Source organism: Tropicimonas marinistellae (genome assembly GCF_001509585.1).
Lineage (GTDB): Bacteria > Pseudomonadota > Alphaproteobacteria > Rhodobacterales > Rhodobacteraceae > Tropicimonas > Tropicimonas marinistellae.
Window position 1 is genome coordinate 109,211 of the sequence record NZ_LNCI01000006.1, and the last position, 13,190, is coordinate 122,400.

The window sequence follows — 13,190 nt, forward strand, 5'->3', positions numbered from 1 at the left end:
AATCTGGTCAGGCAAAGGGCGATGTTCCACCAATCGGTAACGAAACGCGACCAAACGTGTCTAAGGCGTGACCAGTATCCGCACAGGCCGAGAACTGTTGCTCGCGATGGAACACCGGGGTCCGCATAGGCTGTTGGCCCTGCCCCTGCGACTCGTGGGTGTCGGCCGAGTTGCTTGACATGCTTTTTAAGTATGTCACCCTCGCAGCAACGGGATTTCATTACCTACCGTAGTTGTTACTTTTTACCCTGCGCCAGAAATGATACCCCACGTACAACCCGCAGAGCACCATCTTGCGGGAACTGATAACAATCGATTGGTGAGAGTAGACGCGTGAGCCTATACGGGACGACAAAGGTACCCCTTTCCTTGAAGGGGGATCATGGGAAGGGTGTACGCACGCAGTTTGGCGCCCTGTGCTACCGTACCGTGCGGGGAAAAACGCAGGTGCTCCTGATCACGTCGCGCACCAGCCGCCGATGGATCATTCCCAAGGGTTGGCCAATCAAGCGCATGGCGCCATCCGAAACCGCGGCTGTAGAGGCCTGGGAAGAGGCTGGTGTACGCGGCAAGGTACAGGACATCTGCGTTGGCCTTTACAGCTACACCAAATACGGAGAAGGCGGGGACAGCGATGTTCCCTGTGTGGTCACGGTTTTTCCGATGAGGGTCAAATCGTTGTCCAAGGACTATCCCGAACACAAGGAACGCAAGAGAAAGTGGTTTTCCCCCAAGGAAGCTGCGCGCAAGGTTGCCGAACCTGAACTGAGGCGGATTCTGAAGGAATTCGATCCGCGCCAACTCTCCTAGAAGCCGCGTTCTGCCGGACAGCAACCGGACGGGCCCTCTACCAATCGGTCAGGGGACGGGCTACATGTTTCTCCGATGATAAAGTACAGCCTCATATGTGCCGAGAACCACCGTTTCGACAGCTGGTTCGCCTCGGCAGATGCGTTCGAGACCCTGAAGAACGCGGGTATGGTGGGCTGCGCGGTTTGCGGATCGACCAAGGTGGAAAAGGCGATCATGGCGCCGAGCGTGCGTACCCACGAGTCGCGCTCGGAGCAGGAACCGGCGGCGCCGGAACCGGAACGCCCACTTTCGGCACCGGCTTCTCCGGCTGAACAGGCACTCAAGGAACTGCGGCGCAAGATCGAAGCCAACAGCGACTACGTGGGAACGGAATTCGCACGCGAAGCCCGCGCCATTCACGAAGGTGAATCTCCGCGACGCTCCATTCACGGAGAGGCAAACGCCAAGGATGCCAAGCAATTGATCGAGGATGGTATTCCTGTGGTTCCCCTCCCCTTCGCAGCTCGGCGGAAGGAAAACTAGCCGAACCGCCCGCGCTAGCCGCCGGTAACTGTCGGCGTCGGCTGTGCCGCCCGCAAACGCGCCTCTCGCCAGGCGATGAATGAAACCGCGGCCATGATCATCCCGCCGCCAATGACGACCCAGCCGTCCACTGGCTCGGCGAAGAAGACGACGCCGAGCAGGCTTGCCCAGACAAGTTGCAGAAACGCGACGGGCTGGCTCACCGCCATTGGTGCTGCCTGGAAAGCCAGGGTCATGGCGTAGTGGCCGCCCGTCGCGAAGGCCGCGACGACGAAGAGCCAACCGAGGTCTGCCCAACTGGGAGTGACCCAGACCGCAGCCGCGAACGGGGCCAATGCAATCGTCACCATTCCGGACAACATCGCGACCACGACCTGCGGACCCAACTCCCCGGCCATGCGTTTGGCTATCAGATAGGACGCGGCAAAGCCGAGGGCGGTGAAAACCATGGCTATGTGTCCGGAGTCGAGCGCGCGCATTCCGGGACGGAGGATTACCAGTGCGCCGGCGAAGGCCACGCCTATCGCGACAAGACGCCGGGCCGCCAGCGGCTCCCCGAGGAAAACCGCCGCGCCCAAGGTTATGTAGATCGGGTTCAGGTAGTTCATCGCCGTCACTTCGGCCAGCGTGATCCGGGTCATCGCATAGAACCAGCACAGCACCCCGATGGTTTGAAAGGCCCCGCGGATCGCGAACATTCCCCAGGCGCGACGCGAAACGTGGGCGCGGCGCAAAGCCGGGATCATCGGAACGATGAAAACAAGGCCAAGCAGATAACGCAGGAAGGCGGCTTCCGCGGCCGGTACGCGCGGGCCGAGGTACTTCACCGTCGCCTGGACGCCGACGAAACACAGGCCTGTGACCATCATCCAGAGGACGCCCGCAAGTGGGCGCTGATCGTTGACGGGAACCGCGTGAGACATGGGCAGGAAAAGACCCGATTACAAACGCTATCTCAAGCGCGATTTGGCGCTCCGGCCAGCACGCTCAGGCGAAGACCAGCCCGTATGCGATCGACCACATCACGATGCCGATGAGCGCTTCCAGAATCCGCCAACTCAGCGGTCGCGCAAAGAGTGGCTGCAGCAGGCGCGCGCCGTATCCAAGAGAGAAGAAGAAGACGAATGATGCCGCGATTCCGCCGATGGCGAAGGCCCACCGCGCCTCCGGAAAACCGGTCGACACAGATCCGATCAGGCCGATGGTATCGAGATAGACATGCGGGTTCAGCCAGGTTAGCGCAACGCAAGTCAGTACCGCGCTTCGTAGCCCACCCACCCCGTTGCTGCCGGCTTCCAGCGCCTCACCACCGCGCCAGGCGTTTCGAAAGCTCATGGCGCCATAGACGACGAGGAACGCTGCCCCACCCCACCGCAGAACGGGCACGACGTTCGGCATGACACGCTCCAACGTCGCAAAGGCAAAGACTCCGGCCGTAATCAGCACGGCGTCGGACAGCGCGCAGATCAATACGACGGGGAAAACATGCTCCCGCTTCAATCCCTGTCGGAGAACAAAAGCGTTTTGCGCACCAATCGCAACGATCAGGCTGAGCGACAGGCCAAAGCCGTTAAGGAAAGCGTCTGTCACCACGTTACGTGTCTCCCAAAACCTCCTAGCCACTACCGCGTCGAGGCGAAGAAGACAAAATATTGTTTCTACTTCATGATTAGTAGTTCTAACGCCGGACGTTTCCCAACCAACTGGTCTCGCAACGGCCGCTCGAACGGGGTCTTTCAACCGTCCTTCAGGCGCGGATCAATGTCACGATTTCAACCGATTCGCCGCGGCCTCCCCGATCGAAACGTCGAATTCACGTCGCGGTCGGGCTGGCTGTGTCACCGACTGCACAGGGCAGATGTGTTGCAGTGGCGCACCATTTCCCGCCCGCCAACAGGCGACGGCAAGCGGCACGTGCTTGGCACGCACCAGTCGGCAGGAGATCTCCAACGGGCTCGTTAGCCAGCTCCGTGCGAACCGCATTCTACGCCCACCCAAGGCATGCCACTTCGCCCTTCCCGCCAACAGCCCACGGGGCTAGGCTGCGCTCGACACGTCCAGGGAGGCCTCAAGATGGTCGACAACGTTCTGAACTCCAACTCCGTCGCGGTCGTGACCGGGGGCGCTGCAGGTATCGGACTGGCTATCGCGAAGACGTTTGCCGCGCTCGGCATGGCAGTCGTCGTCGTGGACAACCGCCCCGAGCCGTTGAAGTCGGCCGAAGAGGCCCTCCGCTCAGCAGGCGCACGGGACGTGATGGCGCGCGTCGCGGATGTATCCGATCCGGTGGCCCTGCAATCGCTCGAAGAGACGGTCGCCGAGCGGTTCGGAGGGACAGACATTCTGGTGAACAACGCCGGCATTCAACCCGGCAGCACCATGTTCGGCACAACCGAAACCTGGCGGGCGGTTCTCGAGACAAACCTATGGGGCGTGATCAATGGCGCGCGAGCCTTTGCGCCGCGAATGATCGAACGGGGACGACCGGGAATGATCGTCAACACTGGCTCGAAACAGGGCATCACCACACCTCCGGGCGATCCGGCTTACAACGTGGCGAAAGCGGCAGTGAAGGCCTACACAGAAGCGCTGGCACATGAGTTGCGCAACACCGAAGGCGCACAGATTTCGGCACACCTCCTGATCCCTGGTTTTGTCTTCACGGAGTTGACGGCAGGCGGGCGTACCGAAAAACCTGCCGGGGCATGGACCCCTGAGCAGACCGCAGAATTCACGATGCAAAAACTCGCGGCTCGCGATTTTTACATCCTTTGCCCCGACAATGAGGTGTCGCGGGAACTGGACGAAAAGCGGATGGCCTGGGCGATTGGTGACATCATCGAAAACCGCCCGCCGCTCTCTCGTTGGCACCCGGAATACGCCGACGCCTTCGCTGTCTATCTGAAGGGCTGACCGGGCTGCCCCCATCACCTCCGCCGACTGGCGTTACGGGCGAGCGCGTCAGCCGAGCAAGGCCGGAACACTCGCTCGCAACAGCGCCATGCCACCGGGACGCCATCCGAGCGTTTCGAGGCGGCGGGTGTCCATCGCGCTGACACCGAGCGGATCCCCGCGCGGCGGCAGTGCATTGCCGGTTCCGGTATGGCGGGCGACCTCGGACAAAAGATCGTGTCGGTCAAGGATCAGATCGGACACGTTGAATATCCCGTGCGTCAGCACGCCGGGCGTAGCTGTGAGCAACAAACGCACGGCCGCCGCAAGATCCGCACCATGCACTTCGGTTGCCACCCTCGGCGCAACCGCTGCACCGGACTGGAAATCCGCGAACAGCCCTTGCCACTTGTGCGCCTGCCCCGATCCCGCCGGGCCGTAAACGCCCGTCGCGCGTAAGCTGGCGGTGTCGAAGCCCGGACCGGCCATCGCGGCAAGCGCCCGCTCGGCCTTCAGTTTCACGTCGCCATAGAGCGTGTCCGGACGTGGCTCTATCTCCTCCCGCAGCAATGTGCCAGGCGGATAGGCGCCGTAGACGGCACGCGACGACAGGAACAGGACGCGCTTCACCCCTGCAACCCGCGCCGCCTCGAATAGCCGTAAAGATCCGTCCAGATTTGCCCGAATGAACCCGTCGGCATCGTTCCCTTCGCCGCCACGGTACCGCCCCGGCTCGTGGAGAAAGGCCATATGAACGAGCGCATCCACCTCCGAAAGATCCGGCGCGTCGGCGGAGAGGTCGTACGGGCGAAACGCAACCGGACGACGAAAGAAGCCGGACGCAGGCGCGCGGCGGCCGAATACGGTCACCCGATCCCCGGCCGTCAGTGCCTCCTCGACGACAAACCGGCCCACGAGCCCCGTGCCACCGGTGACGGCAAGTCTCACGGCTGAGGTCCCGGCAGTGACGAGATATCCGGTATGGGTCCGTCACCTGCAAAGGCTTCCCACAGCGCAATCAGCGGCGCGAGTTGCTCGGCTTTCGGATGCGAGTCTTGCCAGGGTTTTTCATACTGGTAGTGCAGGATGTGGATCGACGGCCAGTTCCACAGCTCCGGCATGTTGAACCATACGTACTGCAGCATATTGTCGAAAACGGGCAGGCCATGCCAATCGGGAAAGTAATGCTGCAGGAAGGTCTGGTCCGTCCGGCGCCAGAAAGCGCCGGGCGTGTCGAGTTCGACCAGCATGGATTCAAAGGTCATCACATTCGGGCGCGCGGTAAAGACACCTGAGTTCAGACGATGAAAATCCGCGAGGCTCTCGTAGACATTCGGCGCGGAGGAAAACTCCGGATACTCGAAGAGCCGCTCGCAATTCTTGAGCATCAGCGCATCGGCATCGATGAAAACGACCGACTCGTACTCGGTGAGCTGCCACAACCGCAGCTTGGTGAAATTGTCGAGCGGCGTGTGAAACGTCGGTTTTTCGCCCTTGGTGAAGGGTGCGATCCCATGGATACGGTCCCGGGCGTGTGCCTCGTTGAACGCGTCCGAGGTGGGCAACAGATCCACGCGCACCAGCCGGGCGTCGAATGGCGCGAGTAGAGGTTCCAGTTCCGCCCGCGGAACACCGCCGGTGTGCAGCACCACGCAATCGGCATCGGTGCCGGTATGCCGGATCGAGCGCAGCAGCGCCTTTGCTCCGAGCGCGTAGTCCGCGTTTGTGACGAGAGTCACGAAGGCGTGCTGGCTCTTCGCGGGCCGGTTCGCCTGCAATCCGTGGGTCATGGCCGATCAGGAGACGGATTTCAGATGCACGGCCTCGGGATCGTGAACGACCCGCTTGGCAATATCCTTGGTCCAGGCGGAAACACAGGGCACATGCTTGCGGTCGACCCGGTGGGCATATTTCTCGGCAATATGCACGATCTCGTCCAGAAGGCCGGTTTCCAGCTTGATTGGATCGAGGCCGAGCGCGAGGAAGTTGTCGTTCTTCACCACCAATTCGTTCTCGGCGGCCTCCTTGCGGGGGTTCGGCAGGAAGGCGATCTCCGCGCCGGCCATCTTTGCAACCATCTCAGCAAGGTCGCGCACCCGGTGGGTTTCGGTCATCTGGTTGAAGATTTTAACCCGGTCGCCGGCCTCCGGCGCATCCCCCAGGGCCAGTTCGATGCAGCGCACCGTGTCCTGGATATGGATGAAAGCGCGGGTCTGTCCGCCCGTGCCGTGCACGGTCAGCGGATATTTGATCGCCGCCTGGATCAGGAAGCGGTTCAGCACGGTGCCGTAGTCACCATCATAGTCGAACCGGTTGATGAGTTGCTCGTGCCGGCTCGTCTGGTCGGTGTTCGTGCCCCAAACGATACCCTGGTGAAGATCGGTGATCCTTAGCCCGTCATTCTGTGCATAGAACTGGAACAGGATCTGATCGAGCGACTTGGTCATGTGATAGACCGAGCCGGGTTTGGTCGGATAGAGGATCTCCATCCCCTTTGCACCCTTCGGCGTGTCGATTGAGACGTCCAGATACCCCTCGGGGATCGGCGCGCCGATGGTGGAATAGCCGTAAACGCCCATGGTGCCCAGGTGGACGAGATGCGCGTCGATCTCGGTTTCCACCATCGCGGTCAGCAGGTTGTGGGTCGCGCTTACGTTGTTGTCGACTGTATAGACCTTGTGACGGTCGGACTTCATCGAATACGGCGCGGCGCGTTGTTCGGCGAAATGGATGATCGCATCGGGTTTCATCTCTTCCAGCCACAGGCGCAAGCGCTGGTATTCCTTCGCCAGATCGAGAAGGTGGAACTCGATCTCGTTGCCGGATACCTGTTTCCAGATCCGGCAGCGCTCCTGGATGGAATCCATCGGGGTCAGAGATTGCACCCCCAGCTCGGTATCGATCCAGCGGCGCGAAAGATTGTCGACGATGTGAACCTCGTGGCCAAGGTTGGACAGGTGCAACGATGTCGGCCAGCCGCAGAATCCGTCACCTCCAAGTACCGCAATACGCATCGTAATCTCCTCTCCGGCCGCGTGCCGTTTTGTATGTCCCGCCGTTAGCGCGCTCGCTTAAACCTGCATGGCAGGGATGTCGAATGAAACAAATGCGACAGATTCGGTTGGAATGCCGCGCGGCGGAATGGTGCCGCATTCGCCCTTTGTTCGCCTCCCGTTTCGGAAATCGGGACGCTAGGATGCACCGTACCATCGCAGGAAGGATCAACGAATGACGAATACGGACTCCCGCCTGCGCCGCGTTCTTGTCGATCTTGGGCTGGCGTTGCTCAATGCCACGCTGATCCTGGTCGCCGTGTGCCTGTTTTTTGCGTGGCGCACCGCAAGAACTGTCGACGGCATCGCCGAAACGCTGGTCTCCAACATCGAGATCGTCGAACCTCTCAGGAACGACGTGAATGCGCTGACCTCGGAAGTCACCGCCCTGCGCGAAGACCTCGCAACAATCACCTCACAGACCGGCAATCTGACATCTGAAAGCGCAGCCGCGCTTGAGGCCAAGATCGCCGCCTTCGATGCACGGATCGATGGGGTTCAGACCAAGGTTGAAACCGCGCGGCAACGCATTGGCACGGCACTTGCCGATCCGGACGCGCTGATTGAGCAGGCGATCCGCACCGCGACCGATCAGGCGGCTCGAAACATGGCGGACTTTGCAGGCTGCGCCCTGCCAACTCCGCCAACCCCGGGCAGCACGGTAGCCGCCCCGCCTCCGAACTGAGAGGCCGCGTCCGGTCAAACCGGCAAGGCGGGCTTCGTGACCATCAACCAGACGATCACAAGCACCGCAGCGAATGCCGGACATGCAACGGGACACGACTTGGCAGACAGGACACTGCCGAGCACTGTCACCGCGACGCAGCACGCCGTGATGCTATCCCTGATACCCGAACATACGCGGCAGCCAAAGAACGAGATCCGGCGCAAAAAGCATCAGCAGCAATGCCATGATGAGAACGAGCAGGAACGACCAGACCTCGCGGATGATCTCGCCCAGCGGTATGCCGGTGACCGCGTTGATCACGAAGAGCAGAATGCCATAGGGCGGCGTGATCAGGCCGATCATCGAATTGACGACCACCAGCACGCCGAAATGCACAAGGTCGATGCCGAGGTCGCGGCAGGTAGGGATGAAGAGCGGGACGATGACGAGAATGATGGTCGTCGCATCCAGTACGCATCCCAGCAGCAGGACCAGTACATTCACGGCAAGCAGGAAGTAGATCGGGTGTACATCAAGCCCGACCATCGCCTCGGACATCATGCCCGGGATGTTCTCGGAGACCACGATGAAGTTCAGGATCAGCGCGCCGCCGATGACTACGCCGACCGCGGCCGAGGAGCGGGCACTTTCGACAAAGATGCGGTACAGCCCGTGGAGCGAGAGCGCGCGATAGAAGAGACTGGCCAGAAGGAGCGCGTAGAACGCAGCGACCGCGGCGGCCTCGGTCGGCGTCGTCACGCCACCGTAGATGCCATAGAGCAGGATCACCGGCATCAAGAGTGCCGGAAACGCATTGGCCGTGTGCCGGGGCAATTCCCGCAGCGGCACCGGTTCTTCAAGCGCATATCCGCGCTTGGAGGACAGGTAGTAGTTCATCGCCATCAACACCATGCCCATCACCAAGCCGGGCAGGATACCGGCCAGGAACAGCGCGCCGATGGAGCTGTTGGACACCAGCGCATAGAGCACCATCGGGATGGATGGCGGGATGATCGGACCGATCGTGGCCGAGGCGGCGGTGATCGCGGCGGCGTAGCCGCGGCTGTAGCGCCCGTCCTTGGTCATCATCTCGATGATGATCTTGCCGATACCGGCGGCGTCGGCCACCGCGGAGCCGGACATGCCGGAAAAGATCAGCGAGGCAACGACGTTCACTTGTCCCAGGCCACCGCGAAACCGCCCGACTGCGGCAACACAGAAATTGAGCAGCCGTTCGGAAATGGTTCCGGCGTTCATTATGTTTGCGGCCACGATGAAGAGTGGCACCGCAAGCAAAACAAAACTCTTGTAGAGGCCCTGCAGGATCTTTTCTCCGGCAAGTGCCACGTCGAGACCACCGAGCCCGAGGTAGACCACCGAGGCAAGGATGATCGAGTAGCCAATCGGCGTTCCGATCCCGGCAAGCAGGAACAGTGTCACAAGGCAGGACGCAAACTCGAAGCTCATTCCTTGTCGTCTCCGCCGTGGTATTCCTGCTCTTCGGTCACATGGATTGGATAGGCGTGCTCTTCGTCATGCGGACCGTTGCGCAGAACGTCCACGAAACGCCATGCATACCGAACCGTGACGGCGACCATGAACACCGCGTAGACAGAGAAGATCGTGCGCATCGGGATCTTGGTGCCGGTGAAGGGGTTCTTCACCGTCGTCGTCTTCCGCATCTTCATCCAGTCGATGTAGTCCCAGGTCGGAAGGAAGGCATAGAGCATTCCGACCACGATCGATGCCGCCGAAATCAGCGCAAGTACACGGCGCACGCCCGAGGGAACCGCCAGATAGGCAATGTCGAACGTGACGTGATCGACGTCACGCACAACGAAGGCATTCCCAAGGAAAACGATCCAGACCCAGAGGATGAGACAGAGTTCAAGCGTCCATCCGAATGGTGCTTGGAGCACGTAGCGCGAGAAGATCTGTGCGAGGAAGGTCGCAAACATCGCTGCCAGCATTGCGGCAACGACAACTTCGGCGCCGCGGGTGAACCAATTCGAGATCGCTTTCATCCAGATTCCCCCGCGGCGCCACAGTATTCAGATCAATTGCCCAGAGCGTTGATCTTCTCGAGGACACCCTCGGGCCAGGAAGCAGCAAATTCGCTGCCGACATATTGATTCTGCACGTGCTCGCGGAACGCGGCAAGATCCGGCTCGTATATTTCCAGCCCCTGCTCTTTCAGGAACGCCACGAGTTCGTCTTCGAGTTGAAGCTGTTTTTGGCGACCAGATTCGGCGGCCGCATCGGCGGCTTCCTGCACCTTGGCTTGCTGTTCCGGTGTCAACCCGTCCCAAACCTGCTTGGAGAAGGCAATGTAGTTGAGGTCGACGAGGTGCGAGGTCAGGATGATCTGATTTGTGACTTCGTAGAACTTGGCATCCACAACCGTCGGGAGCGGGTTGTCCTGCCCGTCCACCGCGCCGGTAGAGAGCGCCGTGTACACTTCTGCGAAGGACATCGGGGTCGGCGCAGCGCCGAGGGCCTTACCAAGGAACTGCCACGCATCCGTGCCGGGCATCCGAAGGTTCACGCCGGCCAGGTCCGCGGGCGTCATAACCGTCAGTTCGTCCTTGCTCTGGCGCAGGTTCACGTGGCGCCGGCCAAGATACATGACCGACAGGAGCTTCACGCCAAGCTCATCCTCGACCGTCTTCTTGAACGGTTCCATCAGCGGATCACCGAACACGGCAACCTGGTGCGCGGCGTCCTGATGCACGTAGCCTGTGGCAAAGATCGAGAATTCGGGGAAGAACTGCGCAAGTTCCTGCGCCGAAGCAATCGACATCTCGAGGTTGCCCCGAGAAATGGCTTCCAGTTCGGTACCCTGAGCGAAGAGCGTGCCGTTGTAGCCGGGCTCATAGTCGGCGAAATCGGCAACCATCGGCGCGAAAACCTCTGCCATCGCGACCGAACGCTGGTCGGTCTCCGAACCGGCCGTTGCAAGGCGAAGCTTGATCTTGTCTTGCGCGAGAGCCCCTCCCACTGAACCGGTCAAAACACCGGCTGCAACGAGAGCTGTCACGGCAGCGCGCCGCGTGAATTTGATGAGCATGTGTAACCTCCCTGTTGGACGGCACCGGGTGGTACCGCCTTCGTCAAGTTGTATCGAGCCATTCCCAGAATTCAATACAACTATCAAAATGTCTGATATTTTTACGGCGATCATCAATCTTCCCTCGATTGCGATGTCCCCACGTCCGTCCACCGTCCGGTCTCGGCCGAGCGCTGTATCGCCTCGACGACACGGAGCGTACGGAGTCCTTCCAGACCGCTCACCAGTGGTTTCGCCCTTCCGCGAATCACCTCTGCAAAGTGGGCGATCTGGTTGATGAGTGGATCGGATGCATTCCTAAGAAGCGAGGTTGCGCTAATCGGTTGCCACCAGTCGCGCGCCCCCCGGTGTGTCCACATCCGCAGGTCAGGTAAGGACAAGGATCCCTGTGAACCGCCAATCAGATAGCAACTCTCGGATGTGGCCGGGTAGATCGGGTTTTCTTGCGATGTCATTTCCCAACTCCAAGGCGCAACGACGCTATCGGATACGGAAATCGTGCCGATTGCTCCCCCTTCGAACCGGAACAACGCCGCCGCGACATCCTCGTTTTCGTAGCCGCGAAGCGAAGGCGATGCCTGTGCCTGAACCGAAAGTATCTCCCCGCACAGGTGCCGCATCAGGTCGATGTCATGTACAAGGTTCACCGATATTGGGCCTGCGCCCCGCCGCTTTCGCCATGGAGCGACGTCGAAGTACCCGTCCGGCTTGTAAAACCAGCAACTCGCCTGAACTGCCCGCACCTCGCCGATCTCTCCGCTTTCAATGACTGCCCGCGCCCTCTGGATAAGCGGATTGTATCGACGGTGATGGCCAACAAGGAGAGGGATTCTCCTTTCCGCGGCGCGTCGAACCAGGGCGTCGCCCGCGTCGGCGGAATCCGCCAGCGGCTTTTCGATCAGCGCTGGTACGCCGGCTTCGACACATGCCAGCGCTTGTTCGACGTGCAGAGGCGTTGGCGTCGCGAGGATCACGCCGTCTGGAAGTTCGCCTTCAAGCAATTCGGCAAGCGTTTCGTAGTGACGAGTATCTTGGACTTGTGCGTATTGGCGCCCTTCGTCACTGGGATCGGCGACGCCAACAAGGCGAACACCGTCCGTCTTGAACATCGCATCCGCGTGGCGCTTACCGACAAGTCCGACACCGGCAATCGCGAGACGCACATCGCGCCCGTCTACCATCCCGCCACCCGCGGCACACCTGTTGCGCGCAACCACCGACACAAACCCACTGGATTGCCCGAGCATTGGCCAATCCGGATCCGCCGCTCTGTCTTCGTTCCCATGAAAACTAATCTCCCTTGCCCTCCAACGCCACGTTCCGGCGACGTTCGTTGCCCCGATGCGGTCCAACGCACCTCAGACGCATTCCGCACAAACATCATATATTTTTGCTTTTGTCGGTAGAACAGTCATTGTTGAGGAATGATGTCGCGATAGCTATATGGTCGACATAACCAAAAACATCCGACAAAGAATTGCCATGACCAGTCAGCAGAAAACCGTCGGATCGAACACTTACCAACGGATCAAGCGCGACATTATCTTCGGCAAACTGACGCCTGGTCAGAAGCTGAAACTGGAGCCACTGCGGCAAAGGTACTCGGCCAGTCTCTCGACGCTTCGCGAAACACTTAACCGCCTGTCGAGCGAGGGCTTCGTAGATGCTCCTGAGCAGCGCGGATTTTTCGTAACCCCCGTGTCCAAGGAGGATCTCATCGAGATCTCCAATTTGAGGATCCTCCTGGAATGCCATGCCCTCGAACTTTCTGTCGCCGCCGGCGACACGGACTGGGAGGGCAACCTCGTTGCTGCGCACCACAAGTTGCACCGGATGGAGCAACGCATGATGCAGGGCGATCGGTCCGATGTGGAAACCTGGAAGCGATACGATTGGGAATTCCATCTCGCGCTGATCCAGGCCTGCAACTCGAGGAATCTCCTGAGCCTCCATTCCTTGCTCTACGACAAATACCTGCGTTACCAGAACCTTCTTCTCACATATCGTGGCCAGATCGCCGCCGACGAGCATCAAGCGATGTTGGAGGCTGCACTTGCGCGCGATGCAGTGCTTACGCGTCGGATCCTCGAAACCCACATCACCAGTGGCCTCGAACACGCGTTGGAAGCGATGTAGAGCCGGCTGCGACGATCCCGCCGAGCGAAACCGGGCGGCC

General features: G+C 60.5%; 14 protein-coding genes. 5 read left to right on the forward strand and 9 right to left on the reverse strand.

Annotation, left to right across the window (positions count from 1 at the left end):
- Positions 1-333: 333 nt before the first annotated feature.
- Both ARC39_RS13835 and ARC39_RS13840 read left to right on the forward strand, forming a co-directional pair.
- Positions 334-810: an NUDIX hydrolase gene (locus tag ARC39_RS13835; RefSeq protein ID WP_068115407.1), complete on the forward strand. Its 477-nt coding sequence runs from the start codon at positions 334-336 to the stop codon at positions 808-810.
- 75 nt (positions 811-885) lie between these two features.
- Positions 886-1,335 carry a DUF1178 family protein gene (locus ARC39_RS13840; RefSeq protein ID WP_068115408.1) on the forward strand — a complete coding sequence of 150 codons (450 nt, stop codon included), beginning with the start codon at positions 886-888 and terminating at the stop codon, positions 1,333-1,335.
- A 14-nt stretch (positions 1,336-1,349) separates the two neighbouring features.
- Here the strand turns inward: ARC39_RS13840 and ARC39_RS13845 are convergent, their stop codons facing one another.
- Positions 1,350-2,258 carry a DMT family transporter gene (locus ARC39_RS13845; protein ID WP_068115409.1) on the reverse strand — a complete coding sequence of 303 codons (909 nt, stop codon included), beginning with the start codon at positions 2,256-2,258 and terminating at the stop codon, positions 1,350-1,352.
- A gap of 64 nt (positions 2,259-2,322) precedes the next feature.
- Positions 2,323-2,925: a LysE/ArgO family amino acid transporter gene (locus ARC39_RS13850; RefSeq protein WP_068115664.1), complete on the reverse strand. Its 603-nt coding sequence runs from the start codon at positions 2,923-2,925 to the stop codon at positions 2,323-2,325.
- Positions 2,926-3,408: 483 nt separating this feature from the next.
- Here ARC39_RS13850 and ARC39_RS13855 point away from each other — a divergent pair, with 483 nt between their 5' ends.
- Positions 3,409-4,248 (forward strand): SDR family NAD(P)-dependent oxidoreductase, encoded by an 840-nt coding sequence (locus ARC39_RS13855; RefSeq protein ID WP_068115415.1) that lies wholly within the window; start codon positions 3,409-3,411, stop codon positions 4,246-4,248.
- 48 nt (positions 4,249-4,296) lie between these two features.
- Here the strand turns inward: ARC39_RS13855 and ARC39_RS13860 are convergent, their stop codons facing one another.
- From ARC39_RS13860 to ARC39_RS13870, 3 genes are read right to left on the reverse strand one after another with little or no spacing between them, the layout of a single operon-like run.
- Positions 4,297-5,175 carry an NAD-dependent epimerase/dehydratase family protein gene (locus ARC39_RS13860; RefSeq protein ID WP_068115417.1) on the reverse strand — a complete coding sequence of 293 codons (879 nt, stop codon included), beginning with the start codon at positions 5,173-5,175 and terminating at the stop codon, positions 4,297-4,299.
- The gene (locus ARC39_RS13865) at positions 5,172-6,017 is read right to left on the reverse strand and encodes a glycosyl transferase (RefSeq protein ID WP_068115419.1); all 846 of its coding nucleotides are present in this window, start codon (positions 6,015-6,017) and stop codon (positions 5,172-5,174) included. The genes ARC39_RS13860 and ARC39_RS13865 overlap by 4 nt, the downstream gene beginning before the upstream one ends.
- A gap of 6 nt (positions 6,018-6,023) precedes the next feature.
- On the reverse strand, positions 6,024-7,241 hold the full coding sequence (locus ARC39_RS13870; protein ID WP_068115420.1) for an NAD-dependent epimerase/dehydratase family protein: 1,218 nt from the start codon (positions 7,239-7,241) through the stop codon (positions 6,024-6,026).
- Positions 7,242-7,455: 214 nt separating this feature from the next.
- Between ARC39_RS13870 and ARC39_RS13875 the strand changes: the two genes are divergently transcribed.
- Entirely contained in the window at positions 7,456-7,965 is a 510-nt protein-coding gene (locus tag ARC39_RS13875) for a hypothetical protein (protein ID WP_068115422.1), read from the forward strand.
- 153 nt (positions 7,966-8,118) lie between these two features.
- On the opposite strand, the gene ARC39_RS13880 is transcribed toward ARC39_RS13875, so the two are convergent.
- The 4 genes from ARC39_RS13880 to ARC39_RS13895 form a co-directional block, all read right to left on the reverse strand.
- A complete protein-coding gene (locus ARC39_RS13880) occupies positions 8,119-9,414 on the reverse strand; it encodes a TRAP transporter large permease (RefSeq protein WP_068115424.1) in 1,296 nt (431 codons plus the stop codon).
- On the reverse strand, positions 9,411-9,971 hold the full coding sequence (locus ARC39_RS13885) for a TRAP transporter small permease (RefSeq protein WP_068115426.1): 561 nt from the start codon (positions 9,969-9,971) through the stop codon (positions 9,411-9,413). Before ARC39_RS13885 ends, ARC39_RS13880 begins: the two co-directional genes overlap by 4 nt.
- A gap of 32 nt (positions 9,972-10,003) precedes the next feature.
- Positions 10,004-11,014, reverse strand: coding sequence for a TRAP transporter substrate-binding protein DctP (gene dctP / locus ARC39_RS13890; RefSeq protein WP_068115427.1), 1,011 nt, complete (start codon positions 11,012-11,014; stop codon positions 10,004-10,006).
- Positions 11,015-11,127: 113 nt separating this feature from the next.
- Positions 11,128-12,195, reverse strand: a complete 1,068-nt coding sequence (locus ARC39_RS13895; protein ID WP_068115665.1) for a Gfo/Idh/MocA family protein — start codon at positions 12,193-12,195, stop codon at positions 11,128-11,130.
- Positions 12,196-12,496: 301 nt separating this feature from the next.
- Here ARC39_RS13895 and ARC39_RS13900 point away from each other — a divergent pair, with 301 nt between their 5' ends.
- Positions 12,497-13,150, forward strand: coding sequence for a GntR family transcriptional regulator (locus ARC39_RS13900; protein ID WP_068115666.1), 654 nt, complete (start codon positions 12,497-12,499; stop codon positions 13,148-13,150).
- Positions 13,151-13,190: the final 40 nt, after the last annotated feature.

Excerpts from the sequence above, each read along its gene's own strand:
- ARC39_RS13845 (WP_068115409.1), bottom strand. The coding sequence starts at position 2,258 with ATGTCTCACGCGGTTCCCGTCAACGATCAGCGCCCACTTGCGGGCGTC.
- ARC39_RS13900 (WP_068115666.1), top strand. The coding sequence starts at position 12,497 with ATGACCAGTCAGCAGAAAACCGTCGGATCGAACACTTACCAACGGATC.
- ARC39_RS13885 (WP_068115426.1), bottom strand. The coding sequence starts at position 9,971 with ATGAAAGCGATCTCGAATTGGTTCACCCGCGGCGCCGAAGTTGTCGTT.
- ARC39_RS13895 (WP_068115665.1), bottom strand. The coding sequence starts at position 12,195 with ATGGTAGACGGGCGCGATGTGCGTCTCGCGATTGCCGGTGTCGGACTT.
- ARC39_RS13870 (WP_068115420.1), bottom strand. The coding sequence starts at position 7,241 with ATGCGTATTGCGGTACTTGGAGGTGACGGATTCTGCGGCTGGCCGACA.
- dctP (WP_068115427.1), bottom strand. The coding sequence starts at position 11,014 with ATGCTCATCAAATTCACGCGGCGCGCTGCCGTGACAGCTCTCGTTGCA.
- ARC39_RS13840 (WP_068115408.1), top strand. The coding sequence starts at position 886 with ATGATAAAGTACAGCCTCATATGTGCCGAGAACCACCGTTTCGACAGC.
- ARC39_RS13875 (WP_068115422.1), top strand. The coding sequence starts at position 7,456 with ATGACGAATACGGACTCCCGCCTGCGCCGCGTTCTTGTCGATCTTGGG.
- ARC39_RS13865 (WP_068115419.1), bottom strand. The coding sequence starts at position 6,017 with ATGACCCACGGATTGCAGGCGAACCGGCCCGCGAAGAGCCAGCACGCC.
- ARC39_RS13855 (WP_068115415.1), top strand. The coding sequence starts at position 3,409 with ATGGTCGACAACGTTCTGAACTCCAACTCCGTCGCGGTCGTGACCGGG.
- ARC39_RS13880 (WP_068115424.1), bottom strand. The coding sequence starts at position 9,414 with ATGAGCTTCGAGTTTGCGTCCTGCCTTGTGACACTGTTCCTGCTTGCC.